Origin of the sequence: Zooshikella ganghwensis DSM 15267 (genome assembly GCF_000428585.1) — a bacterium.
Lineage (GTDB): Bacteria > Pseudomonadota > Gammaproteobacteria > Pseudomonadales > Zooshikellaceae > Zooshikella > Zooshikella ganghwensis.
Map to the genome: position 1 here is coordinate 1 of NZ_AUAF01000068.1, position 24,384 is coordinate 24,384.

Annotated in this window: 19 protein-coding genes; 13 read left to right on the forward strand and 6 right to left on the reverse strand. The window is 44.2% G+C overall.

Features of this window, described 5'->3' with window-relative positions; genetic code table 11:
- A partial coding sequence (locus F607_RS36075; RefSeq protein ID WP_169719804.1) for a transposase occupies positions 1 to 178 on the reverse strand: 178 nt, incomplete at its 3' end.
- 158 nt (positions 179 to 336) lie between these two features.
- Between F607_RS36075 and F607_RS32915 the strand changes: the two genes are divergently transcribed.
- Positions 337 to 2,055, forward strand: coding sequence for a methyl-accepting chemotaxis protein (locus F607_RS32915; protein ID WP_051311512.1), 1,719 nt, complete (start codon positions 337 to 339; stop codon positions 2,053 to 2,055).
- 104 nt (positions 2,056 to 2,159) lie between these two features.
- Here F607_RS32915 and F607_RS29900 read toward each other — a convergent pair whose 3' ends face one another.
- Entirely contained in the window at positions 2,160 to 3,404 is a 1,245-nt protein-coding gene (locus F607_RS29900) for an MFS transporter (protein WP_038291482.1), read from the reverse strand.
- Positions 3,405 to 3,672: 268 nt separating this feature from the next.
- Between F607_RS29900 and dhbC the strand changes: the two genes are divergently transcribed.
- The 12 genes from dhbC (at position 3,673) to F607_RS0114890 (ending at position 21,326) form a co-directional block, all read left to right on the forward strand.
- Entirely contained in the window at positions 3,673 to 4,911 is a 1,239-nt protein-coding gene (dhbC, locus tag F607_RS0114835) for an isochorismate synthase DhbC (RefSeq protein WP_051311513.1), read from the forward strand.
- Between the two features lie 5 nt (positions 4,912 to 4,916).
- Positions 4,917 to 6,647, forward strand: a complete 1,731-nt coding sequence (locus tag F607_RS0114840) for a (2,3-dihydroxybenzoyl)adenylate synthase (protein WP_276523946.1) — start codon at positions 4,917 to 4,919, stop codon at positions 6,645 to 6,647.
- Positions 6,648 to 6,733: 86 nt separating this feature from the next.
- A complete protein-coding gene (locus F607_RS0114845; RefSeq protein WP_027708716.1) occupies positions 6,734 to 7,696 on the forward strand; it encodes an isochorismatase family protein in 963 nt (320 codons plus the stop codon).
- Positions 7,697 to 7,704: 8 nt separating this feature from the next.
- Positions 7,705 to 11,742, forward strand: coding sequence for a non-ribosomal peptide synthetase (locus tag F607_RS0114850; RefSeq protein WP_051311514.1), 4,038 nt, complete (start codon positions 7,705 to 7,707; stop codon positions 11,740 to 11,742).
- A complete protein-coding gene (locus F607_RS0114855) occupies positions 11,739 to 13,127 on the forward strand; it encodes an MbtH family NRPS accessory protein (protein WP_027708718.1) in 1,389 nt (462 codons plus the stop codon). The genes F607_RS0114850 and F607_RS0114855 overlap by 4 nt, the downstream gene beginning before the upstream one ends.
- Before the next feature lie 34 nt (positions 13,128 to 13,161).
- Positions 13,162 to 14,190: an ABC transporter substrate-binding protein gene (locus F607_RS29905; RefSeq protein ID WP_169719805.1), complete on the forward strand. Its 1,029-nt coding sequence runs from the start codon at positions 13,162 to 13,164 to the stop codon at positions 14,188 to 14,190.
- A gap of 11 nt (positions 14,191 to 14,201) precedes the next feature.
- Complete coding sequence (locus F607_RS0114865) at positions 14,202 to 15,356, forward strand: FecCD family ABC transporter permease (RefSeq protein WP_051311516.1); 1,155 nt, start codon at positions 14,202 to 14,204, stop codon at positions 15,354 to 15,356.
- Positions 15,353 to 16,462 carry an iron ABC transporter permease gene (locus F607_RS29910; protein ID WP_051311517.1) on the forward strand — a complete coding sequence of 370 codons (1,110 nt, stop codon included), beginning with the start codon at positions 15,353 to 15,355 and terminating at the stop codon, positions 16,460 to 16,462. Before F607_RS0114865 ends, F607_RS29910 begins: the two co-directional genes overlap by 4 nt.
- Positions 16,426 to 17,259 carry an ABC transporter ATP-binding protein gene (locus tag F607_RS0114875; RefSeq protein WP_230400412.1) on the forward strand — a complete coding sequence of 278 codons (834 nt, stop codon included), beginning with the start codon at positions 16,426 to 16,428 and terminating at the stop codon, positions 17,257 to 17,259. Before F607_RS29910 ends, F607_RS0114875 begins: the two co-directional genes overlap by 37 nt.
- Positions 17,259 to 18,041 carry a 4'-phosphopantetheinyl transferase family protein gene (locus tag F607_RS29915; RefSeq protein ID WP_051311518.1) on the forward strand — a complete coding sequence of 261 codons (783 nt, stop codon included), beginning with the start codon at positions 17,259 to 17,261 and terminating at the stop codon, positions 18,039 to 18,041. Before F607_RS0114875 ends, F607_RS29915 begins: the two co-directional genes overlap by 1 nt.
- A 206-nt stretch (positions 18,042 to 18,247) precedes the next feature.
- On the forward strand, positions 18,248 to 20,221 hold the full coding sequence (locus tag F607_RS0114885) for a TonB-dependent receptor domain-containing protein (protein ID WP_169719806.1): 1,974 nt from the start codon (positions 18,248 to 18,250) through the stop codon (positions 20,219 to 20,221).
- A gap of 328 nt (positions 20,222 to 20,549) precedes the next feature.
- Positions 20,550 to 21,326 carry a 2,3-dihydro-2,3-dihydroxybenzoate dehydrogenase gene (locus F607_RS0114890; protein ID WP_027708722.1) on the forward strand — a complete coding sequence of 259 codons (777 nt, stop codon included), beginning with the start codon at positions 20,550 to 20,552 and terminating at the stop codon, positions 21,324 to 21,326.
- A 220-nt stretch (positions 21,327 to 21,546) separates the two neighbouring features.
- On the opposite strand, the gene F607_RS0114895 is transcribed toward F607_RS0114890, so the two are convergent.
- The 4 genes from F607_RS0114895 to F607_RS0114910 all read right to left on the reverse strand — a co-directional run bounded on the left by F607_RS0114895 (position 21,547) and on the right by F607_RS0114910 (position 24,179).
- Positions 21,547 to 22,179, reverse strand: a complete 633-nt coding sequence (locus tag F607_RS0114895; protein ID WP_027708723.1) for a DUF4360 domain-containing protein — start codon at positions 22,177 to 22,179, stop codon at positions 21,547 to 21,549.
- A gap of 70 nt (positions 22,180 to 22,249) precedes the next feature.
- Positions 22,250 to 22,879: a DUF4360 domain-containing protein gene (locus F607_RS0114900; protein ID WP_027708724.1), complete on the reverse strand. Its 630-nt coding sequence runs from the start codon at positions 22,877 to 22,879 to the stop codon at positions 22,250 to 22,252.
- 87 nt (positions 22,880 to 22,966) lie between these two features.
- Positions 22,967 to 23,533: a DUF4360 domain-containing protein gene (locus F607_RS0114905; protein WP_027708725.1), complete on the reverse strand. Its 567-nt coding sequence runs from the start codon at positions 23,531 to 23,533 to the stop codon at positions 22,967 to 22,969.
- Positions 23,534 to 23,783: 250 nt separating this feature from the next.
- On the reverse strand, positions 23,784 to 24,179 hold the full coding sequence (locus F607_RS0114910) for a hypothetical protein (RefSeq protein WP_027708726.1): 396 nt from the start codon (positions 24,177 to 24,179) through the stop codon (positions 23,784 to 23,786).
- Positions 24,180 to 24,384: the final 205 nt, after the last annotated feature.

Genomic DNA, 24,384 nt, shown 5'->3' on the forward strand with positions numbered 1-24,384 from the left:
ATCCCCGATGACACGCTAGGCAGCGATAACGTTTTCGGGCAATTTGCTTTTGATGATTACCATTGCCTTCTACTTGTTGAGACTGGCAGTGAGGGCAGCTGACGCCATCAGGCCAACGTCTCTGACGAATAAACTGGTAGCATTGCTCATCATTTACCAGTTGTTTGATATTGATCATTCTTTGCTTATTACTGACTTAATTTACCCAAATAGACGTGCATAATACATCTTTGGTTGTATTATATGCTACCCCCTAGGAATCCATATAGAGCCATGATTTTAAACGATAATACCTAAGGGTACCTCTAAAGCTAAGTCACATCAGGGAAGACGGCAATGTTACATTTTTTTAAAAACTTAAAAATATTTGCAAAGATACTGTCACTGTCAACGCTATTACTGCTTTTTGTCATTATTGTTGCGGCTTATAGTTTAAACCAGACAGTGTTATTGTCTGATAAGCTCAAGTCACTTTCCAAGGAAGAAATTGCATTTTTAGGTGTCGCCAATGAAGTATCTACACTGCAATTAGAAAAAAATATCTATATAGAAAGAGCGTTAAGATTGATTTTAAAAAGGAAATTTAATGAGAGTGCCAGTTTTTTTGATGGTAGTGAACCTGTTGTAAACGAGCATAATCTACAACTTATCAAAAAAACGACTGAAGGTGTTCAAGTAGGGCTAGCTGAAATCGATAAATTAGTTGTAAATTTACTATCAAAACAATGGTCTGCGAAAATTGAGAAGAATATCGTTAATATTCGCGAAGACTTTAATAAGCTTAAAGGGGAAATTGTTGAGTTTGATGCTAAAGTTCAAGCTTTTTTTGCTGCCTCAAATATTTCTTCTGAGTTGATAGAAGGTGAAATTTTACAACTAGAACGACAACAGGACACGATTGATGAGCATATTATTTCATTAATGGCGGGTGTTGAGCGTTTAACACTAGATATTATTCAGGAGTCTGAGCAGTTAGAAAGTAGCGCGGTCAAACGCACCGTTATCTTTACCTTGGTATCAGTATTGGTAGGGACATGTTTAGCATTTATGATTGCTAAAAATATTCGAGTTAATTTAAATAAAGGTATTTCCGTAGCACAACAGCTTAGTTCTGGTAATCTTGCCGTATCGTTTGTAGCTAATCAGCAACAGGATGAAGTAGGTCAGTTACTGAGGGAGCTTGAGTTGATGTCTCAGCACTTTCGTAAGGTGCTTAGTAAAGTGACAGAGTCTTCCATGCATATTTCTCAACTGGCCTCTACACTGTCGAACAACACATCAGATACAGCAAAGGATACCGAGGCGCAACAAAGTGGGATAGAGCAGATAGCTTCATCCATTACTGAAATGGTGAGTTCTATTCAGGAAGTATCAAAAAATGCCCATGTCGCTGCAGAGTCTACCCAGCATGCGGATCAACAGGCGACTGAAGGTCATGATATCGTTTCTGGCGTCACTGAATCGATTTCTACATTGGTAACCAGTGTCGAAAATACCAGTGAAGTGATAAAACAGTTGGCTAAAGAAACTGCTAATGTCGAATCAATTTTAGATGTTATTGGCAGCATTGCTGAACAAACGAATTTATTAGCACTTAATGCGGCTATTGAAGCTGCACGTGCAGGAGAACAAGGTAAAGGTTTTGCAGTAGTAGCGGATGAAGTTAGAAGTTTAGCATTAAGAACCCATGAATCGACTCAACAAATCCAGACATTAATTCGTAATCTTCAACAGCAGGCTTCTAACTCCGTCACTAAAATGGATGAAGGGTGCACTTATGCGGCAGAAACAGTTCAGCGTGCAACAAAAGCGGAGGCATCGCTGAAAAATATCGCGAGTGCTGTAAATACGATAAACAGTATGAATATGCAAATTGCCAGTGCAGCAGAAGAGCAGAGCAGTGTGGCCGAATTAATAAATCAGTCAGTGGAAGACATTAGCCATAAAACCCAACTCAATGCAGAGCGGACACACCAAATTTCAAAAGAAAGTCATGACCTGTCTTCTTTAGCTGAAACACTGCAGTCAGCGGTTAAACAGTTTAAAACAAACTAGGGTCTGTTGACAGGTAGTTGCAACCAAGCATATTACCTGGTCACAAGCTTATTACCTGGCCAATAGTTGCGAGCTGTAGTGAATACAGTGGTTTCTTTAATGAATTATGTGGCTAAAGCACGCTTCTCTGCTTGTTGCTGCTTGCGTAATGTTAATGAGCGGTGTAAACGACTTACTTGCCAAGGCAGCATTAGCGTAAATAATGCACTAAGCCATGCGACACTTGCCATATGATCTAAGGCGCCTGTTTCACTGGTGGTTAAAATAAACGTTGAAACAGCAACGGCAAAACCACTGACTAAGTGGCGTGTGGCAGATTGTGCTGCCATATACCCCGCTCTTTGTTGAGGCGCGGGAATACAACTGTTGGTTGTCTGTACAGCAACATTGCGCATGGCATTAAAGGCCATAAAGCCAGCAAAAGTCACCATCACCGGCCATAATGCTGGTGGCATAAACCCTGTGAAGATAATGGTGAGAGAGCCTGCTGCAGCCAGCCACGTTATTGATACAGGTCCAAAGCGATCTACTAAACGACCAGTGATGTGCATAATCACATAGGTGGCCAATCCGCCAATCATATATAAAGTACCAATTTCTTCACGTGGAAAGCCTAAGTTAAACTGAATATAAGGCGATAAGTGAGGTATAAATAGAAAGCTGGCAAAAATAGCTGTACCTGTAATACTCAGCCCTTGCAGCATCATTGGGTCTGCTAAGGCAGCTGTTATTTTAAATGGTGGTTTTTTACGGGCTGCTGCTAAGTGTTCACTTTGAGGTGGCAGCATCCAGAAAATCAGCGCTATTACAATCAGTGCGCTGGCACTGACCAGATAAAAGGGCGCTTGCCAATTAAACCAGTGAGCCATTTCCAGACCTAAAGGCACACCAACTACTGCTGCGGTAGGAAATGCACTCATTAATAATGCCATGGCTTTGCCGCGGCGCTCTTCAGGCACATGATCGATAACAATGGCTGTAGCCAGAGAAGCTGCAGGGCCTCCAAATAAACCGGCTGCAATACGTGCGGCAATGAGTGAATAAAAGCCGGTGGCGAGCGTGGCTAAAAAAGTACTGATAGTGAGCCCAGCCAAGCAACATAAAAGCGCCCAGCGACGATCGAAGCGATCTAAACGGTTGGCTAGCAGTAATGCCATAAAAGCCGCAGCAAATGTATACACTCCTCCAATAAAACCGGCCTCATCGACAGGTATGGATAAGGCTTTGGCAAAATCTGGTCCCAAAGGCATGACCATCATGTAATCAACCATATTAATAAACTGCACAAGTACCATCAGCAAGATGACCGCTTGTTCTGAAGATGGGGTTAAGGACGCTTTAATATTCATTAACTACCTGCTAATTGTTGTATACCTTTCAATGCATAGGGTAAAAGTCTGAAGACTGTGCACGAACTATAAGTGTAGGTCTTGTGAAGATGAACGTTACTTAGCCCAATAGCATTCATAAAAATCAAATAAGACAGTTCGGTCGTAAAATTTTATTGATAATCATTATCATTTGCAATAATATTCATGGACACACACTGTTGTGTTCCCCCCTCAGCGCTAGACGGGATAAATAAGACAGGTCGTCGTTGTATGCTACGAGGTTTCCATGAATGAGAGTAAACGTTCCACAACAACTGGGGTTGATTTGATTGCGCAGTTTTATCAGCAGCAAACCCCGTTTTTTTTTACAACGGCTAATTACTCATTATTAACATCGGGTAATCAAGCTTCAGTAAACTTGGCATTAAATGATCGCGCTTTGTTTTCAACCATACAGGGGGTGTTGGCTGAAGCACAAGCGAAAGGAAGTGAGAATCCAATCATCGTAGGAGCTATTCCCTTTGCTGTAGACGCGCCAATGCATTTATGGGTGCCTGAAACGGTTAATTGGGGTAAACCTTTACCTGAGGTATCAAAAAATACAGCAGGTGATGTAAATCGAAGTAATAATATAACAAGTTCAAATAGTAACGGCTACGCCATTCAGCAGACGCCTTTGCCAGAAACGTATATGCAGGGGGTTGAAAGTGCTTTGCAGCGCCTTAAACACTCAGAACTCAGTAAAGTTGTATTATCGCGTGCGCTGGATATTTCATTGCCTCAGCAATTAGATATGTCTCAACTGTTGCATAAATTGGCGCAGCATAACCGTGCAGGATACACCTTTGCCGTTTCTTTACCTGTTGATACACAACTCCAAAATAGTCACTGTAAGACACTTGTTGGTGCCAGCCCAGAATTGCTGATTAATAAACAAGGCACGGCTATTCGTACGAATCCTCTTGCAGGCTCTGCGGCACGAAGTACAGATCACCATGAAGATCAACAGCGTGCACATGCTTTATTGGACTCCACTAAAGACCAACATGAGCATGCCCTGGTGATTGAGTCAGTGAACTCAGCGCTTAAGCCATTTTGTAAAAATCTTTCAGTACCAAATCAACCCTCACTGATTCACACAGAAACATTGTGGCACTTATCAACGGATATTTCTGGTGAACTGGTAAATCCCGCCACAACGGTTTTAGAGCTGGCGTCAGCACTTCATCCGACACCTGCTGTATGTGGCTTTCCTGCAAATCATGCACGGGATGCCATTGCTGAAATTGAACCCTTTGATCGTGGTTTCTTTACAGGCATGGTGGGCTGGATGGATAGCCAGGGGAATGGTGAGTGGGTAGTGACGATTCGTTGTGCAGAGGTTGAAGCCCTTCGCTTACGTTTATTCGCAGGCGCTGGTGTAGTCTCAGGTTCCATTCCACAGCATGAATTAATGGAAACAGCAACTAAGTTTAAAACCATGCTAAATGCAGTGGGCTTGACCGATGTTGCAGAGGTTGCTTGATCACTATGGTTAATCCAGCAGAGAAAAATGCCTTTGCGGTAAATAATTTAAGTAATTTAGAGCAAGGCATGAATAACACACCGATGAGTGGACGATTAACATCGGTACCCGCTTGGCCGCCAGAAGTTGCTGAGCATTATCGGCAGGCGGGTTATTGGCAAGGCATTACCTTCGGTCAGCTGTTACGTGTGTGGGCAGAACAGCGAACGCATCAGTTAGCGATTATTGATACTAACCATCGATGGACATATCAACAGCTGGATAACCTGGCAGATCAACTTGCAGCAGGTTTAATTAAATTAGGTATTCAAGCAGGTGATTCTGTTGTTGTGCAAATGCCAAATCAAGCTGAGTTTTTTGCCATTTGTTTTGCGTTATTTCGTCTAGGCGCTTGGCCAGTTATGGCATTACCGGGACATCGCCAGGCAGAAATCAGCTACTTTGGTGAGTTTGCCCAAGCAAAAGCCTACGTTATTGAGGATAAAAGTCATGGCTATGATTACCGCGCATTAGCCAGAAAGGTAAGAGCAAAAGCGACAACGGTTAAGCATGTCATCGTAGTGGGTGAGGCAGAAGAGTTTTTATCATTTAATGATTTATTAACGATAGGCGATTTGTCGCTTGTCCAAGCGCTATCTGAGCCTGATCCAAGTATGCCAGCATTATTGCAATTGTCTGGAGGGACGACAGGTGCGCCAAAATTAATCCCACGTACTCATGATGATTATATTTATAGTTTAAAAGCCAGTGTTGATGTTTGTCGACTGACGTCTGATAGTAACTATTTATGTGTGTTGCCTGTTGCACATAACTTTCCATTATCATCACCAGGCACATTGGGCACACTTTATGCCGGGGGAACGGTTATTTTAGCTGCGGACACGCAGCCTGACCATTGTTGGCGATGGATAGCGCAGGAACAGATAACGATGACAGCCCTAGTGCCACCCTTAGTTAATGTATGGTTACAAGCAAGACAACAGTTGTCGTGGGATATCAGTAGCCTTGAGGTTTTGCAGGTGGGTGGTGCTCGATTAAGTCCTGAGGTGGCCAAACAGATAGCGCCAGTATTAGGTTGTAAATTACAACAAGTGTTTGGTATGGCAGAAGGTTTAGTGAATTATACCCGTCTGGATGACAATGAAGATGTCATCATTCATACCCAAGGTAAACCGATGTCATTAGCCGATGAAATTCGTATTGTTGATGACGATGATGAAGTGGTTCCTACGGGTACAGTCGGGCATTTACAAACACGAGGTCCCTATACTATTCAAGGTTATTTTAATGCACCAGAGCATAATCAAAAGGCCTTTACTAATGATGGTTATTATCGAACAGGGGACTGTGTTCGTTTAACAGAACAAGGTTATCTGGTTGTGGAAGGGCGGGCTAAAGACCAAATAAACCGAGGAGGGGAGAAAATTGCTGCCGAAGAAATTGAAAATTATTTAGTGACTCATCCAGCTGTGCAAGATGCAGCATTAGTGGCTGTAGCGGACGATGTACTCGGTGAGATGAGTTGTGCATTTATTATTGCATTACCGACAACAGAAGATAATCAACCAATCGACCCTCCGAAAAAAATTGAGTTAAAGCGTTTTTTGTTGGCGCAAGGTGTTGCTAATTACAAAATTCCTGACCGATTTGTGTTTATCAAACAGTTTCCAAAAACACCGGTTGGTAAAGTCAATAAAAAGCAGTTGCGTGCTTTACTTGAAAGCGAAAACACGTAAGTGCAATCGGATTAAGAGCGGATAATTTTTCCAGCTTTTTTAGTGTTTTTTTATTAGATAATATTTTTTGTTGGAGGCTGGCTGCTGTGGCTATTCCACGGATTAGTAGTTATGAAATTCCATCACAAGATTGCTTTAGTGCAAATAAAGTGAAATGGACTGTTGACCCAAGACGTGCCGTATTACTGGTGCATGATATGCAACAGTATTTTCTCGATTTTTATGGTGATAATTCATCATTAATTGCCACTGTGATTGAGCATGTTCAACATATTAAACAACAATTAAAAACGCTTGGCGTGCCGGTTTACTACTCAGCGCAGCCTGGTAATCAAACACCACAACAGCGTGCTTTATTAACGGATTTTTGGGGTAAAGGACTTGCAGATGACCCAAACCAAACTGCAATAATTAACGAATTAGCTCCCGAAGCGGATGATCATGTATTAACAAAATGGCGGTACAGTGCATTTCAGCGTACTGATTTGCTGCAGCAAATGCGCGAACAGGGACGGGATCAGCTTATTATTTGTGGTGTTTATGCCCATATTGGCTGTCAATTAACCGCTGCAGATGCTTTTATGAATGATATTCAAGCTTTTTTTGTCACAGATGCGATCGCTGATTTTTCTTATGACGAGCATCTTAGTGCAGTTAATTATGTTGCTCAGCGCTGTGGTTTTACACTATCAACAGCCTCATTACTGGATAGTTTAATTGAAAATAACATTGATCATACGACAGATGATGTTCATAATGCTCGGCCACATAACATAAGTACTCTAGTACACAGTGCTCAGCAAAAATCACCAGTAAAAACAGTCGTTAATTGGCAACAACAAGTGGCTACTTGGCTCGATGTAGAGCTGGATGAGCTAGCGCCTGACGATAACTTAATAGAGCTGGGTTTAGACTCCATACGGGTAATGACTTTGTTAGAACAGTGGCAACAACAAGGGGTAAAAACCACCTTACTGGATCTGGCAGAGAATCCTACCTTAGCGGGTTGGGAACAGTTAGTTACGGGTTCACAAGCAGCATCTGTGTGAGGTAAGTAATGCAGTCGACAGCAGGAGCAGTGGGATTACTCACTAAGAATACACAACAAAGGGCTGGACGTCATTGGCAGCCACTGAGCCGTGCCCAGGCTGGGATATGGTATGCCCAACAACGATTCCCGCAAAGTGTCGTATACAATACAGGGGAATACCTTGATATTCGCGGGCAATTAAATCTGGACTTTTTACAGCAGGCAATTAAGCAAGCTGTTTCAGAAGCCGATTCGCTTCACTGTCGATTTCAGTTAGTGGATGGTGCGCCACAACAGTTTATTGATCATGAGCGGCAGCTTGAAGTAGCGGTCATTGATTGTAGTTGTGCTGCTGATCCTGTGGCAGATGCGCTGCAGTGGATGCAGAGTGATGTATCAATACCCATGGACTTGCAGCAGGGACCACTGGTTCGCCAGGCCATTATTAAGGTATTTCCAGATCGCTATTTTTGGTATCAAGGCATCCACCATATTGCAATCGATGGCTATGGCTTTTCATTGCTGATTGCCCGCGTTGCTGAAATCTATCGGGCTTTAGTGAGCGCTTCCACCATCAGACCTTGCCTGTTTCAACCGCTTACAGTGCTGCTCAAGGAAGATCAGGATTACTGGCAGTCAGCAAAGTGCCAGCAGGATAAGCACTATTGGCTAGAGCAGTTTGCTACTTTACCAGAGCCATGCTCGTTGAGTGTCCGTCGCTACGCTGCAGATGCTCAATCTTGCCCACGTCGTCAGCAGGTTACCCTGAGTAATGAGTTAGTTGCGAGTTTAAAAGCAATCAGCCAGCAGACAGATGTGAGTTGGCAGTTGGTATTTTACGCTGCAGTGGCAGGCTTTCAGCAGCGTATGACGCATACTGAAGCGCTGGTACTTGGGGTACCCATGATGGGGCGTTTTGGGTCAGTGAGTCTAAGAACCCCGACCATGCAAGTGAATGTTATTCCATTGCGCATTGCTATGACGGCAGAAACCTCGCTGGGTGAACTGATGGGCACAGTGGCTAAGCAGTTTCTGGGCGCGCGTCGTCATCAACGCTATCGGTTTGAGGCAATTCAACATGACCTTGGCTTAGTTCAGCAGGGACGTCCGCTGTTTAATACCTTAGTCAATGTGTTGCCTTTTGAAGGTGATAGCGACTTTTTAGGTGAAACGGCGACACTTCATAATCTGGCTGCAGGCCCTGTTGATGATTTATCAATCTATTTATTTGTTCGTGATGGACGTTTTCAATTGGTCTTAGAGGGCAACCCTAGCTGTTATAGTGATGCTGATCTGGCATTACTGACTCAACGGTTACCGCATTTTCTAGAAAACTGGTGCCGAGCGGACCTCTCACAGCCTCTGGGAAGTTTGGGTATGTTGTTGCCTGGAGAGTTTGAGCAGCTGGTGAATGGCTTTAACCAGACTGCACATGCCGTACCCGAAACCACGCTAAATGCTTTACTACAGACACAAGCGCATTTATCACCAAGTAATACAGCTGTCGTATTTGAAAACCACAGGTTAAGTTATGACGAACTATCTAATCAGGCGAATCAGCTGGCTCATTATCTTATTCAGCAAGGCGTAGGGCCAGGTAAATTTGTCGGGTTAGCTATTCCCAGAAGCCTGGCGTTGATTGTGGCCCAACAAGCTATTATTCGGGCTGGTGGTGCTTACCTACCGATTGATCCTGACTATCCTACTGAGCGTATTCGCTATATGCAGGACCATGCTCAGCCAGTGCTTATTCTGACCTGCCAATCGCTGGCCAGTCTGTTCAGCTTTCCTTGTGTTTTTGTTGATAACGTGTTGCATGATGGGGCCAATGCTTCTGGTGTGAACGTTCCCTGGCATTCAATGCCAAGTCACTGGCCCTTAGCCAACGAAATGCGGCAGCCATTGCAGGCAACCGACCCTGCTTATGTTATTTATACCTCAGGCTCAACTGGCAAGCCTAAAGGGGTGGTGGTTTCTCACCGGGCAATTGTTAATCGGCTGTTATGGATGCAAGACCAATATGTGATTGGTTCTGGCTCCAAGGTTTTGCAGAAAACACCTTCCAGCTTTGATGTCTCGGTGTGGGAATTCTTTTGGCCGCTTATCACTGGTGCAACCCTTGTGGTAGCGCCTCCAGAACTTCATAAAGATCCGCAGGGCTTAGCGCAGCTGATTCAGCAGCAAGCTATCCAGGTCATGCATTTTGTGCCTTCAATGCTGCAAGCTTTTCTAGATTGTCCAGCAGCACAGAACTGTACGAGCTTACAAAAGGTCATGTGCAGTGGCGAAGCACTACCTCGTGATGCAGTGATCCAGTTTTATCAGTGCTTACCACAGGCTACTTTACATAATCTTTATGGTCCAACCGAGGCTGCTGTGGATGTGACTTATTGGGACTGTCCTCAGCACCAGGATTCAGCAACAGTGCCAATAGGTAAGCCGATCTGGAATACCCGGATGTATGTATTAGACCGGCAGTTACAACCTACGCCTGTTGGTGTTAAGGGTGAACTGTATATCGCGGGGCGTAATCTGGCTGAAGGCTATTTAGGGCAACGGGAACTCACTGCTGAGCGTTTTGTACCTGATCCCTTCGCTGAGAATGGCCAGCGTATGTACCGTACGGGTGATCTGGCCAGCTGGAACCCTCAAGGTGAGCTGGAATATTTTGGTCGTATGGATCATCAAGTTAAGTTGAGAGGGTTGCGTATCGAACTGGGTGAGATTGAGGCCGTGATGGCGCAACAGCCACTGGTTGCCCAGGCGGCCGTTGCGATCAAACACTCACCCAGCAATGAGCCGATGCTGGTGGGGTATATCGTGCCAACATTGGCCTCTGCAGCAGATCAGGATGAACTCATTACTGCTGTCCGAGAGGTGATAGTCAATCAGCTTCCAGATTATATGGTACCCCCAGTCATTCAAGTGCTATCAGCACTGCCGTTCTCTCCCAGCGGTAAGCTGGATCGTAAACAGTTACCTGATCCTGTGTTGAGCAGTCTGGCATTGAAAGATGCGCCAGCTTCGTTCAGAGAGCAGCAAATAGTTTCAATCATGGCTGAAGTCTTGGGTGTTTCCGCGCTGGGTCCGTATGACAACTTTTTTGCCCTAGGCGGTAACTCGCTTTCAGTGGTGAAATTAATAAGTCGTTTACAACAGGTAGTGGGTGTCGAGATACCACTGGGTACCGTGTTTGCTAAACCTACGGCAAAAGGCTTAGTGGCGGCACTGGCTACAGACAAACCTCTAAATGATGGTTTGGAAATGCTATTGCCACTGCGCACTCAAGGTTCAGGACGACCATTGTTTGCCATTCACCCTGCCGGAGGCTTGTGCTGGTGCTATAGCGGACTGTTACCTTACCTGCCAGTGGATACTCCAGTTTATGGGCTACAGGCACCTTTACTGGCAGCGGAAGAAGCTAGATCATATTTAAATGAGCAGCGTTCCTTAGCGTCAATGGCCAGTGACTATTTGGCTGTTATTAAGCAGGTACAACTTGAAGGTCCCTATCAATTGCTGGGCTGGTCCTTTGGCGGGATGTTGGCGCATGAGCTGGCAGCTCAGCTCCAACAGCAAGGTGAAGAGGTTCAGCTACTGGCACTGGTTGATGCTTACCCTTCAGATCAATGGCGCAATATGCCAGCCGTTGGTGAACAGGAAGCACTGCAGGCATTGTTACGAATTGCAGGCTATGAGCCGGATACAGGGTTTCCTGACCACTTAACGCCGATGCAAACACGATCAATCTTGAAGCAGCAGGGTAGTGCGCTTGCGAGTTTATCTGAAGCAACCTGGCAGGCGATTACTCAGGTGGTGATTGATAACAGTCATTTGGTAAGGAGTTCAAACCACCAAGTATTTCAGGGTGATGCGGTATTTTTCCAGGCTACAGGACCTCGCCCAGAGATCAATGTGGATTGTGATGGCTGGCAGCCGTATGTCACTGGACAACTTCATTGTCATGATGTGCCTTGTACTCATGGCATGATGCTACAGCCACCTATGGTTGAACTGATAGGGAATACGTTAAGCAAGTGGATACAAGGAGGTGATGTGGTATGAGTGTGTTTGACTTACCCATGGCTCACTATCAGGTGGTGGAAAATCATCAAGGGGATCTGGCCGTTTGGCCAGTATCCCTGGTGTTACCACAAGGGTGGCAGGTACGTTTTAGCTCAGATAGTACACCTTCGTTATCGCCAGCTGTTTTACCTGGAGCGTCAAATGATGCTCAAAACGAACCCTTACCCTACAAAGCATGCTGTATGAAGTTTATTGCACAGCAAAGCTTAGGGAGTGACTCTCAGGCTGATGTTGTCATGAATATCCCATCTGTGAATAAGCCATCCAGCGATCAAGAGGCGACCATGTTGTCATCACTGCAACCTGCAGCCCAAGGAATAACAGCGCTGTTTGATCACTATGACTTAGTGGGGTTGTCAGAGATGCACTGGCATCCTGCCGTTATTGCGGCATTTACAGACTTGTTACGTTCAGATGAACTGGCTGCGGTAGTCGATGACATTGTGGTTGAATTTGGTAATGCGGCCTATCAGTCGGTGGTCGATGAGTACGTGGCAGGAGCACCAGTCCCTGAAACAGAGCTGGTAAAAGCCTGGCAAAACACGTTGAATTTTGTGGTATGGCAGCCCAGTGGCTATCAACAACTTTTTAAAATGGTTCGTCAGCTGAACCAGCAACGACCAAAAAGCCAACAGCTGCGAATTGTGCTTGCGGAGCCTGCTTTTGACTGGGCCCAGATAAAGCAGCCCAGTGACTGGCAAGCGCTTCAAGCAGCTCGTGACCAAGGCTATTACCAGCGCATTGAGTTAGAGGTGCTTAACAAAGGGCGTAAAGGTTTGATGATCTTTGGTGGTTATCATCTCACTCGACAGCCGGTGTCGCGAAATCGTGCTAAACAAGTAGCCTCAGCGAATACTGAAACTCCAGCGCAAAAGACAAGTAATTCGGTAATGGCAGTGAAGGCCACACTGGGAGAGCTGCTGGCAGAAAAACAGCCTGGACGCAGCTATATGTTGTGGACAACGGATATCTTGCAGTTTGAATTACGGCATCGTTTGTTAAGTACTCCTAGCCATAATGTAGAGCCATCTTATGTATGGCCTCAGGTCATTGCCTCTGAGCAAGGGTGGTTAGGGGCGTTACCCTTTGCAGCCTTAAACGCTGATTTGCCAGTTCAAACTTTAGTCTCTGCGGAGCAGGTGCCTCCCGTTAACTCGATGGTGGAAGGGGTGCTATTTCTTTCAGGGTTAGCGCGAGAGGTAAAACTACCTGAATCGGTGGTGGCTGACCAAGCTTGGCTAAGTACCATGTGGCAGCGCACAGAGAGGCTGCCTAAAGACTTTCGTCAGCGTTTACAGTCATTGCTGCCTGATACCTCAAACGTGACTGACAGTCAGAAAAATACCGCCACTCATAGTCCTTAAATTAAATCAATAAGACCTGATGATGAGAGATGTAATGCATAGGGTTAGCTTTCAAGAAAGTACAGCGTTACGCGCACTAAACACACTATGTTGGCTGTGCTTAGGATTACTACTGGTGGGCTGCCAACCAGATGAGCAGTCTAACTCTGGGGAGGCGCAACAAAGTGCACAGCACAGTACTGAACAGCTGACCCGCCATGAGCAGGAATGGCACCGTTTTAACGATATTACCGGATTCGAGGTCACATTATCACAAGCACCTCAGCGTTTGGTGGTACTCAGTGAAATGGATCTGGATATGCTGTTAGCACTGGGTATTACCCCAGTAGGTACAACAGCAGGTCGAGGACAACCTGGTATTCCACGCTATTTAGCACAATATCAGCAGTTACAGGATATTCGCCTGGTTGGGCGGCTAGGACAGCCTAGCCTGGATGAATTGGTTCAACTACAGCCAGACCTGATTTTAGTAGGAGGGGTCATTAACCCTCAGCAGCTAAAGCAGCTAAGGAAAATTGCACCTACTGTGGTGAGTTATCAGTCTGCTGATGATTGGCAGACAGCATTACAGCGAGTGGCAGGTTGGCTTAAGAAAGACGCTACCGCTACTCAGTTTATTCAGGATTATCAACAACAGGTTCAGTCTATTCGTCAGCAGCTTGGTGATCAGCAGCAGGCGACGGTAAGTGTCGTACGCTGGAATCCTCAAGGGCCTGGATACATGTTGCAAGATGCCTTTGTTAGCCATGTATTAGCTGATCTTCAGTTACAGCGGCCAACAGCACAGCGTCAGCCTGGACCTGGACACTCTCCACCTTTGAGTCTGGAGGCGTTGTCTTTAATTGATGGTGACTGGTTATTTGTGGGGACATTGACGGTTTCTGGTAAAGCAGTGGATGCCATGCAGACGATGCAGCAGATGCCCGTTTATCAGTCATTAAAAGCGGTACAGAATAAGCAAGTGGTTAATGTGGATGGCTCACTATGGACCAGTGTGGGTGGACCTTTAGCGGCAATGGCCGTACTCAAGGATGTGGTGGATAGTATGACACCCAAGTCATAAGGTTTTCGTCCATGTCCACAGAAAAAGCCGTTGATCGTTCTCTGATGACACAGCGCTCAGCTTTCTGGCGCTGTTTTTTAGTGTTTAAGCAGTTATTAGGTTTATCCTCCAGAGACCATAGCTCGTGGGTCAATCTACTGCTGCTGGTTTTCCTGATGAATGGCGTGCTTATTGTTGCTTCCATGTTAGTGGGGGCGGGCTATATCAGCTTACAGGATAGCCTGTCATATCTCAGGTCATTAGCGATAGCGCCAGCGAGTATCCAGCCTGCTGAGCAGTTGCCAGCCACAGTCTCGGTGGTGATGGAGACGATTCGTTGGCCAAGGACGCTGGCGGCAATATTAGCTGGAGGCAGTTTAGGTTTGGCAGGAGCGCTGATGCAACGTATTACCCGTAACCCGATTGCCGAGCCGGGCCTGTTAGGCATCAATGCTGGCGCTGCACTGGGGGTGGTGGCGGCTATTGTGTTCTTTGCTGCAGAAGCGGGCTTTCCTTATATGGTCGGAGCTTTAATTGGTGCATTGGCTGGGAATATGGTTATTGTCTTTGCCAGTCATCGTGTGCAGGCACCGATATCGCCCTTGCGTTTGGTGCTGGTGGGGATTGCTGTTAATGCAACAGGCCAGGGCCTGACAGCCATGCTTTTGCTAACCAAGCAAACGGTTTTTGATCAGTTTCGATTTTGGATTTTGGGTTCATTAGCCGGCATTGAACTGGACCGGGTACTTGCTGTTTTGCCCTTTACCATAATTGGGATAGTGGTGGCGCTGTTATTAGTCAGGCCGTTGGCAGCATTACAATTAGGGGATGCCAGTGCGACGGCATTAGGTCATCAACCGAACCGGACTCGACTCGCATTATCGTTGGTTATTGCTTTGCTAGCAGGGAGTGCGGTGGCTTTGACAGGTCCCATTGCGTTTCTGGGGTTACTGGCGCCATTTTTAGCCCGCATGTTAGTGCGTGAGTCTACCCAGGGTTTGCTATTAATGGCTTTTGGCTTGGGCAGTGCCTTACTGCTAGCCATGGATATTTTAGGACGCTGGATAATGCAACCTTTTGAAATGCCTGTAGGCAGTATGCTGGTTGCTGTGGGAGCGCCACTGTTGATTTGGTTAGTGCGGAGTAAACGGCTCCAGCCGATGGTTCCAGGAGGGCGGCGTTCATGAGTCGCTCTCATTCAGTTGCCACGAAGGATACAGGTCGTGCTGGCAGGCAAAGATTAAAAAGTACAAATATAAAAAAAATAGATTGTGTTTGTCTGCACTTTGCCCAATGGACGGTAAGCTTCTCCAAGCGGGCTTTCTATCTTCACTTGCTGCTGTGGCTATTATTACTCGTCGCAAGCCTCTTTACCCTGATGCAAGGTTCGGTAGCCATCTCCTTTGGTGATTTTTGGTTGTTGTGTCAGGGAGCAGGGCAGTCGGCTCACCAACTCTTAGTGTGGGATATCCGCTGGCCCCGGTTATTAGCAGGCGTGTTAACGGGGGTTGCGCTAGCGGCGGCAGGTACCTTGTTACAGCAAATTACGCAGAACCGCTTGTCTTCACCAGAAGTATTGGGGGTGAATGAAGGTGCCACATTTTTATTATTATTGGGGTTACTGTTAAGTCCCTTGAATATACTGGGACCCTGGTGGTTAGCACCACTAGGAGCAGTGTTAGTGGGAATTATACTGGCCTTTTTGGCAGGGGGGATTGGAGGACGTGGCTATCAAATACTATTGGTTGGCGTAGCCCTGGCCTACTTTACCAGAGCACTGAATGACTTGGTGATTTCCAGGGCGACAGCCCAGCATGCCAGTGCAGTGCATAGTTGGACTTTAGGCAATTTAGCCAATAGTGATTACACCGAACTGATGCCGGCCAGCTTACTGCTGATGCTCTGCCTGGTGAGCGCGTTCGGCGTAGCTTGGCACTTACGGTTATTTATGTTCACTGAACCTCATGTCCAGTCCTTGGGTGTTAATGCTCGTCAAGTCCAGTTTATGGCCTTGGCCTTAGCATTAGTAATGGCTGGCCTTGGTGTGGGTATTGGTGGGCCTATCAGTTTTGTGGCGATTGCTGCCCCTATTTTAATTTCTCGCTGGTTACCCCCTCATGTACTAGGGCTCGGTAATAGCTGTTTGTTGGGAGGTATTCTCGTGATAGTGGCAGATACCTTAGGGCGTATCGTGTTAGCACCCAATGAAATTCCTGTGGGGGTTGTGACCAGCTTGCTGGGTGGACCTTTTTTGTTATGGGTTTTGTTGCAGGAAAAGGAAGTAAAACGTTGATGGCTGTTGCAATTCATGTCGAGCAGTTACAGGTCAGTTATGGTGATTATCTTGCCGTTAATAATGTTGATCTTCAGCTTAAAGCGGGCGAAGTGACTGTAATTGTGGGACCCAATGGTTGTGGTAAGTCAACCTTGTTGCAAAGTATGGCGCGTTTACATCGTCCCCAACAGGGACGTGTTTTAGTGAATCGTCATGATATTTGGCAGGCGCGACCCGTGCAGGTTGCAAAACAGTTGGCCCTATTGCCTCAGACGCCAGAAGCTCCCGGCGAAATGTCGGTGTTAACGTTAATTCAATTTGGCCGTCACCCACACCAAGGGCTATTTCGCCAGTGGTCCAGCGATGATGAGCAGGCAGTCCAGGAAGCAATGGCCAAAACCGGAGTGACAGATTTGGCTACTCGCTCATTGCATGCGTTATCCGGAGGTCAGCGTCAGCGTTGCTGGTTGGCAATGGTCTTAGCGCAGCAAACACCAGTCGTATTATTGGACGAGCCGACCAGTATGCTAGATCCTGGTCATCAGTTGGAAGTATTGCAATTAGTCAAAGGATTAGCTAGACAGGGTAAAGCCATGGTATTGGTTTTACATGACTTGATCGCGGCAGCCCGTTTTGCCGATCATTTGGTGGCAATGCGGGCAGGAAGCGTTATTGCTAGTGGTGCCCCGCGGGAAATTTTAACCTCAGAGCTGGTTAGGCAGCTGTACGATATTGAAGCAGATATTTTGCTGTCTCCTGATGATGAGGTACCTGTGGTGGTAGCCAAAGCACTTACTGCTAGGGAGGTGGCTTAATGCTTAAAGAAAGGCATAAGCCAGAGGGCAATGCGTCTTTAACGCGTCCTGCTGCATTAGCGATGATTGGTGCAGATCAGTCTGTAAAATTCACAGGTCTTATTCCTAATAGCACAGCAAGTATTTTATTTTCAGGTGGTTGTCACTATAAGGTGCAAGATGTTTATTTATCAGCATTTTCGCAGTTAGGTATCACATTACCTGATGGTCTAAACAAAGCGGTATTAAAACGTCAAATTGAGTTTATGGCGGGCCGTTATAGTGCACAACAGGCGTTGTATACCTTAGGCTTTAAGCAGCCGGTGATGATTCCCATAAATAGTGACCGAAGTCCATGCTGGCCAGCAGGCATTATTGGATCTATTACTCATAGTGAGCATATTGCTCTGGCTGTAGTCGCTAACTCAAAATATGTAACTGCACTTGGAGTTGATTTAGAAAAAGAAATTACACTTTCCGTTGCAAGGGATATTGCTAAGCAAATTATCTCATTGACGGAACAAAACAATTGTGCAAAATGGGGCTGTCCATTTAATTGGTTTTTAACCTTGGCTTTTTCCGCCAAAGAAAGCCTTTACAAAGCAATATATCCACACATAAATCAGTTTTTTGGTTTTGATGCAGCAGAGCTCATCGCATTAAATACAGTAGAACAATCCTTTCTGCTTCAGCTAACGCAGAGTTTATCTGAAAATTATCAAGCGGGTGATTGTTTTCAAGGTACATATACATACCAGAATGGTTTTATTTGTACGCTGATTATGTGTGTAAAAAATAGTTAATTCATTTATACCCATCGCTATGGGTATATGATTAAAAAAAGATACCCTAAAACCATTAGGGAAAAAATATAATTTATCCGTGAAAGCCTGAGTTACAGACATTTTTTAGCAGTTAATTGCCGGGTCGCCACTGCCTTATCTGGTTAGACATGATGAAAGGTAGAAGTGCGAAAAAAAGGCTCATGTCAAAGAAGTTGATGGTGCTTATGTCGTCTAAAACAGGTAACTCAGTTCGTATGTCTCCTGTCGCCCTTGCTGTGATTGCGACGGTGGCTAACCAATCTGCAATGGCCAATAAGGCTAATGAAGAAACTTTACAGCTGGATAAGTATGTCGTTACTGCAACACAAACTTCCCATGAATTAACCACTGCGCCTGCATCGATGTCAGTGATTACAGGTAAAGAACTACAGGAAACACCTGTATCAGATATTAGTGATGCTATACGACATACTGAAGGTATTCATCTGGAGCAAAAAGGTGGTAATGGTCGTCGTGGAATTAATATCCGGGGGCTGAGCAGTGCGTATACACTGGTTTTGGTTAATGGCCGTCGCGTTGACTCTAATGTGACATTGATTAGGGGTAATGATTTTGATTTATCAACAATCCCTGTTGACCATATTGATCGTATAGAAATTGTACGAGGTCCTATGTCTGCCCTTTATGGCTCAGAAGCCTTAGGTGGGGTGGTCAATATCATTACCAAAAAGGGCTCCAATCAGTTTGATGGTAATGCCAGTATTGATTTCTCATCACCATTTGGCAGTGATGGGGGGAATGAAACGCGCAACAGTGTCAGTCTTAGAGGCCCACTGGTTGAAAATAAATTATTCTACAGTTTAAGTGTGGATGCTCAACACCGTGATGCCTGGACACCTTATCAGGATGACCCTTCTACAACGAATGCCCAGGAAGATAAGTTATCGCCTATTGAGAAAAAAGAATTGTACAGTGTGGCAGGTAACTTAAACTGGAAAATAAATGATCAGCAAACGTTGGATTTAGATATCACCCATAATAAAGATGAGCGTGATGGCGAATTTTTACAGCGTAATAAAAACAGCATTACTGATCAGGAAATACGTCGTTATACTTATGGTTTAACTCACTCTGGTCAATGGGCATGGGGTGATTCCCAGCTACGTTATTATCGAGAGGATATGAACTTTACCGAGCGTGGTGCTTCAGGTGCAGGTAAAATGGAGCAATCCAACCAAACCGTGGATGGCTTTGTTTCTAAACTGTTTGGTGATCACTTGGTGACAACAGGTGCGGAATACCGTCATACTAAATTGGAAAATGCACGGGATTTTAAAACATCTGGTGAAGCCACTGTTTCTCAAAAAGCAGTATTTCTTCAGGATGAGTGGTTGATTAACCCCGAGTGGTCATTCACTTTGGGGGGGCGCTTGGATGATCACGAAAATTTTGGTACACATTTTTCACCCCGTGGTTATTTAGTGTATACGCCAACTGCAGCGTTAATCATTAAAGGGGGCGTGGGCAAAGCTTTTAAAGCACCTTCTTTGTTGCAATTGACTGAGGAATATCGATTAAAAAGCTGTAAAGGTAGTTGCTTTTTGCGTGGCAACCCAGATCTAGATCCTGAAGTGGCTACCAGTTATGAGTTGGGTATTAATTACCAGCAGCCGAGTTGGCATGTGGGGGCGACAATATTTAGAACGGATATTGATGACCTGATTCAGCGCCAGTCTAGCTCACAACAGGTAAATAATACTATTACCTACGAAAATGTGGATGCTGCGCGCATAGATGGTTTAGAGTTAAGTGCTGGGGTGGATTTAACAAGCACAGTTTCTCTAAGTGCAAACTACACGTATACCGATGCTCGTGATAAAAACACCGATGAAATACTTCATAAACGTCCTCGTGAAAATGCTAACTTGCGTTTAGATTGGCAGGTAACAGATACAATGGGGGCATTTGTCAGAACTCATTATGTGGGTGAACAGGAAGATTCAATTAAAGGCAAAGGTGATGTTGATTTGCAAGGCTATGCACTGACGGATATTGGTATGACATATCAGCTCACCAAAGACTTGCAACTAAGGACAGGTATTACCAATATTGAAGATAAAACTCAGGGCTATGATTCAGACTATGGGTTTTCTGAGCGAGGGAGAACGATTTATGCTGGGGTGAGTTTATCGTTTTAATTATACCTGTCGCGCGTGAATCAATTTGAACTTCTTAAATATGTTTGCTATTGCACAATGTTCGCTGGGATGGAAAAGGCAGGATTATTTTTGCTTAACCGTTTGCCGCAAGGAAGCGGCAACTGAGCCTCCAGGGAAGGATATACGGCGTGTTCAGCAGAGATATTTCTGGCTTTGGAATCAGGCTAATTTCACTCAATTATTTTTTATACCCATCACAAATGTATTGCTAGCTTTTGTTACTGTGGTCTTTTATTTATTCATCCCTTGATAACTGTACCTAAAAAATATTGGTATTGGGACTATTTCAGAGTTACAAAAAAATACTATGAATTTTGCTAAAGATATTATTGTTATCTCGGGAGCAGCCAATGGTATTGGTTTAGCTACGGTAAATCATCTACTGGACACGGGAGCACATGTTGTTGCACTAGACAATGACAAAGCTGCACTTAATGTACTTTCTGAAAAAAAACGGCTGAATAAGTTAAACCTTAATACTTATCAGGTTGATGTTTCCAATAGTCACGAAGTTGAGCAGGCTATTCAGCATGTGGAAGAAAATATTGGCGCTATTAATAAATTAGTGTGTTCGTCAGGTATTTTGCGGATGGGTGCTCTAAATACCTTAAGTGATGAGGACTGGCATAGCACCTTTGCAGTGAATACAACAGGTGTTTTTAATCTTTGTCGTGCGGTAACGGTAAGAATGGAGCAACGACTATCAGGTGCTATTGTGGCTGTGAGTTCTAATGCAGCTTCTGTACCAAGAGCTAATATGGGTGCTTATGCAGCTTCGAAAGCTGCAGTCACAAGTTTTATTAAATGTTTAGGGTTAGAATTAGCGGCTGCAAATATTCGTTGTAATATTGTGTCGCCAGGCTCCACAGATACGCAAATGCAGCGGCAACTATGGACAGATGACTCAGGTCCGCAACGAGTTATTGACGGGGATTTAGCAAACCATCGGCTGGGTATTCCGTTACAAAAAATCGCAACGGTAGATGATATTGCACAGGCTATTTTATTTTTATTATCTGATCAGGCTCATCACATTACAATGCATGATTTGCGTGTTGATGGTGGTGCTACTCTGGGGTGCTAAAAAACACCTTTGTCCAAAGTCTGCATAACACTCGCCGAACACGCCGTTAATCCTTCCCTGGAGGCCTGTTTGCCGCAAGGAAGCGGCAAACAGTTCGGCGTGCGTTACCCAGCCTTTGTCTAGCCAGTGGCGTATATTGCATTGACACAACATTTAGAAAGTACATTTTCCTTGTTAGTTGTATCAGCGATGTCTTGTTATATGTAATGGCCCTGGGATATTAACGACAGCGTTGATAATCGAGCTTATACGTTATATTTGCAGCACCTTCATCAATATGAATAATTGAATTTTTGCCTCTAACGGCTAAACGAAGTCTGGCTTTTAAATTAGCGGACTGTTCTCCACAGCGAGTATATGGCGTTTTACCTTCTGATATTAAAACAATATCTTGAGTGCTGCCGTAATCATAATAATAAGAACGTCGAGTTTTATGCTCTCGATGATTATTCAGCTGTCTTCTAATCGTTACTTTTGCTGCGCCATGGCTATTAAACTGAGCAGTGCCTTCAACACCTAAGCTTTTAAATCCTACGCGATAGCCTGTTGGAATTTTGATGGGGATATCTATGGTACAAATGCTAATAGCCTGGCCTCGACCAGAAGCTTTCGCATAGAATTGACTAAAAACTATGTCAATTGTACCGTCATCATTCGCATCAATAATAGTGCCACTTTTTGAGCAATAGCTTAACCGCCGCTTTGTAAAACGATTACGAGTTGGTGGCGGCTCTGCATGCTCTCCTACGTTTTCACCTCCAATGGTGACATTGCCAATTTCAGGTGTAAACGCTTCAGCCATCAGTGAAAATGTGGCAAGAGCACATGCAAAAAGTGACTTATAAACAACCATTAACCTACTTCCTTAATTGCTGTAACTACTGACTATTCCTATTTAAAAAAATACTACACTTAGAATGGTTTTATACATCTTCAGGCAGTGGGCAATCTTCAAATGTCACTGGCGGGATAGTAACTTGGTCAACACGTGTTGTTTGGCTTGATGTTAAGGCAACAGTGGGATCAAGATTGCGGGTATTGAGAATAATAGAGAGTTTTAAATAACTGGTTTTTCCGCAGGGTGTCATTTCTTCAGCAAGTCCTTTTTTTAATAACATTTCGCCACTTGCTGTACCATTAAACTCCCAAATGGATGCGGGACCTACATCACCGGCATAACGATAACGAAGGCTAACAACAGTTTTACTATTTTCACTTATATTGACATTACCTTTGACAATAGCTGGAGGGATAATGGCTTGCTTATTAGCAGGAACATTAACCGTATATTTCAGCAGGCAAACAGAACGATCTTCGTTTATTTCAGCATCGATTACTGTTTTTAATTCAGTAAATGATACGTTGATATTACCCGTTAACTCATCGTAACTTAGGGCTGAGCCTGTTTCACAACCTTTACCTAGTAATTTTATGTCACTGATAATGCCGTCGCTAAAAGAAAAGTGTGTTCTTTCATTTGCGTAACTTTGGGCACTAGTGGCGAGTACAGTAAGTAGAATACAACTGTACTTAATTAAATCTTTATACGACATTGTATTTTACCCTTCTAGTATCCCTGTAAAAGGTTGAAATAAGGCCAGCAAATGCTGGCCAGAAAACAAGTTAGTTGTGCTTTAGAATTAGTTTTGGCACTGAACCATTTGATAGCCGTAGGTGACAACAGCATTGCTGCCAGCTGCTTCGTCAATCACCACACGTCCATTTTTAGCTTCTAAAGTAACAGAGGTTTTAAAGGTAACATCTTGACCACAGGGGCTGTAAGAATAGCCTGCAAAGTCTTTTCTAATAACTAGGTTTTGAGTGAAATCAGCAGGATAAAACTCCTGAATAGCTGCATTACCTGTAGTACCGGCTAAACGGTGACGTAAAGTAATCAGTCCTTTACCTTGGTCATTGATTTCAGCCGTACCCTCTAGGCCTACACGACTAATCGCAATTTGGAAACCTGCTGGCACTCGAATAGGAAATTTAATAACACAGGTTTTACGAACACGATTTAAGGTGTATGACTCAGCAAGAGGCTGGTCGTCAAAAATGATATCAAATGATTTATCAGGGTTTGTATCTACGAAGCCAGAACATCCCCCAAGAAAACGAACTTTATCAGGATCAATGCCAATGTTGCTATCAAATGCCATGGCTGAAGTTGATAGAGCTAAAGCAGATACTAAAGCTAGCGTTTTCATTATGCTACTCCTTGTTTTTATAATACTACTCTGTATATGTTATCCAGTGTATACAGAGGCTATTAGATGGCTCTTATAAACTAATAATGAGCCTATCGAGTTGTTTTAATAAACACTGCGATGCACATTATTACAGAGCATGTAGCCTAATAGTTTTATGATTTGTGTCAAGAGAAAATGTGAAATACTTTACTTGTAGTCTATTAGGCTGAGTAGTAGTTGTTTGTTAGACAATAAGACTATTTAAGTGCTATTTATTTTTAATAAATGAACAGCTATCGGAAAGACTTTTAGATGTGATGTCAGGCTGTAAAATATTTTTCTGTACTTTTATTAATTCGTTTATTTTGTTGGTAAGTTGCTTGCTGTTTGGAATGTTTTTGCTGATTAAAATATGTAAAATTGCATTAGATAATGGTTTTGGATGTAGGGTGAGTTTTTTTCTGTTATTTTCTGGAAGTTTTTCAATAAGTGATAAACCATTTAACCGGTTAACTACAGCCACTTTAATTCGTTTTGCTAATAGTAGCTTGGTAAGTAATTCATCTTTTCTAACAGTATGTAGTGGTATTTCATATTTTTGTATCGTTTGTTGTAACGTACCCCCTCTGCAATCGTGTGCTGCAGTAAATAACGTACAAGCCATACCGCTAATGTCTTCTTACTCAGTTCTCTGTCTGTTTAGTACGCTGCATTCATTTCACGAATAGCCGTTTATTAGTTGTATGAAGCAACCAAAGATTGAAACCTTATCGCCTGAAGCCTATCAGGATCTCCAGCAGGCTATTACGGCCTCATCATTAAGTCAGGACCATAAAAACCTCGTCATAGGCGTGTTGGATCTCTGTTTA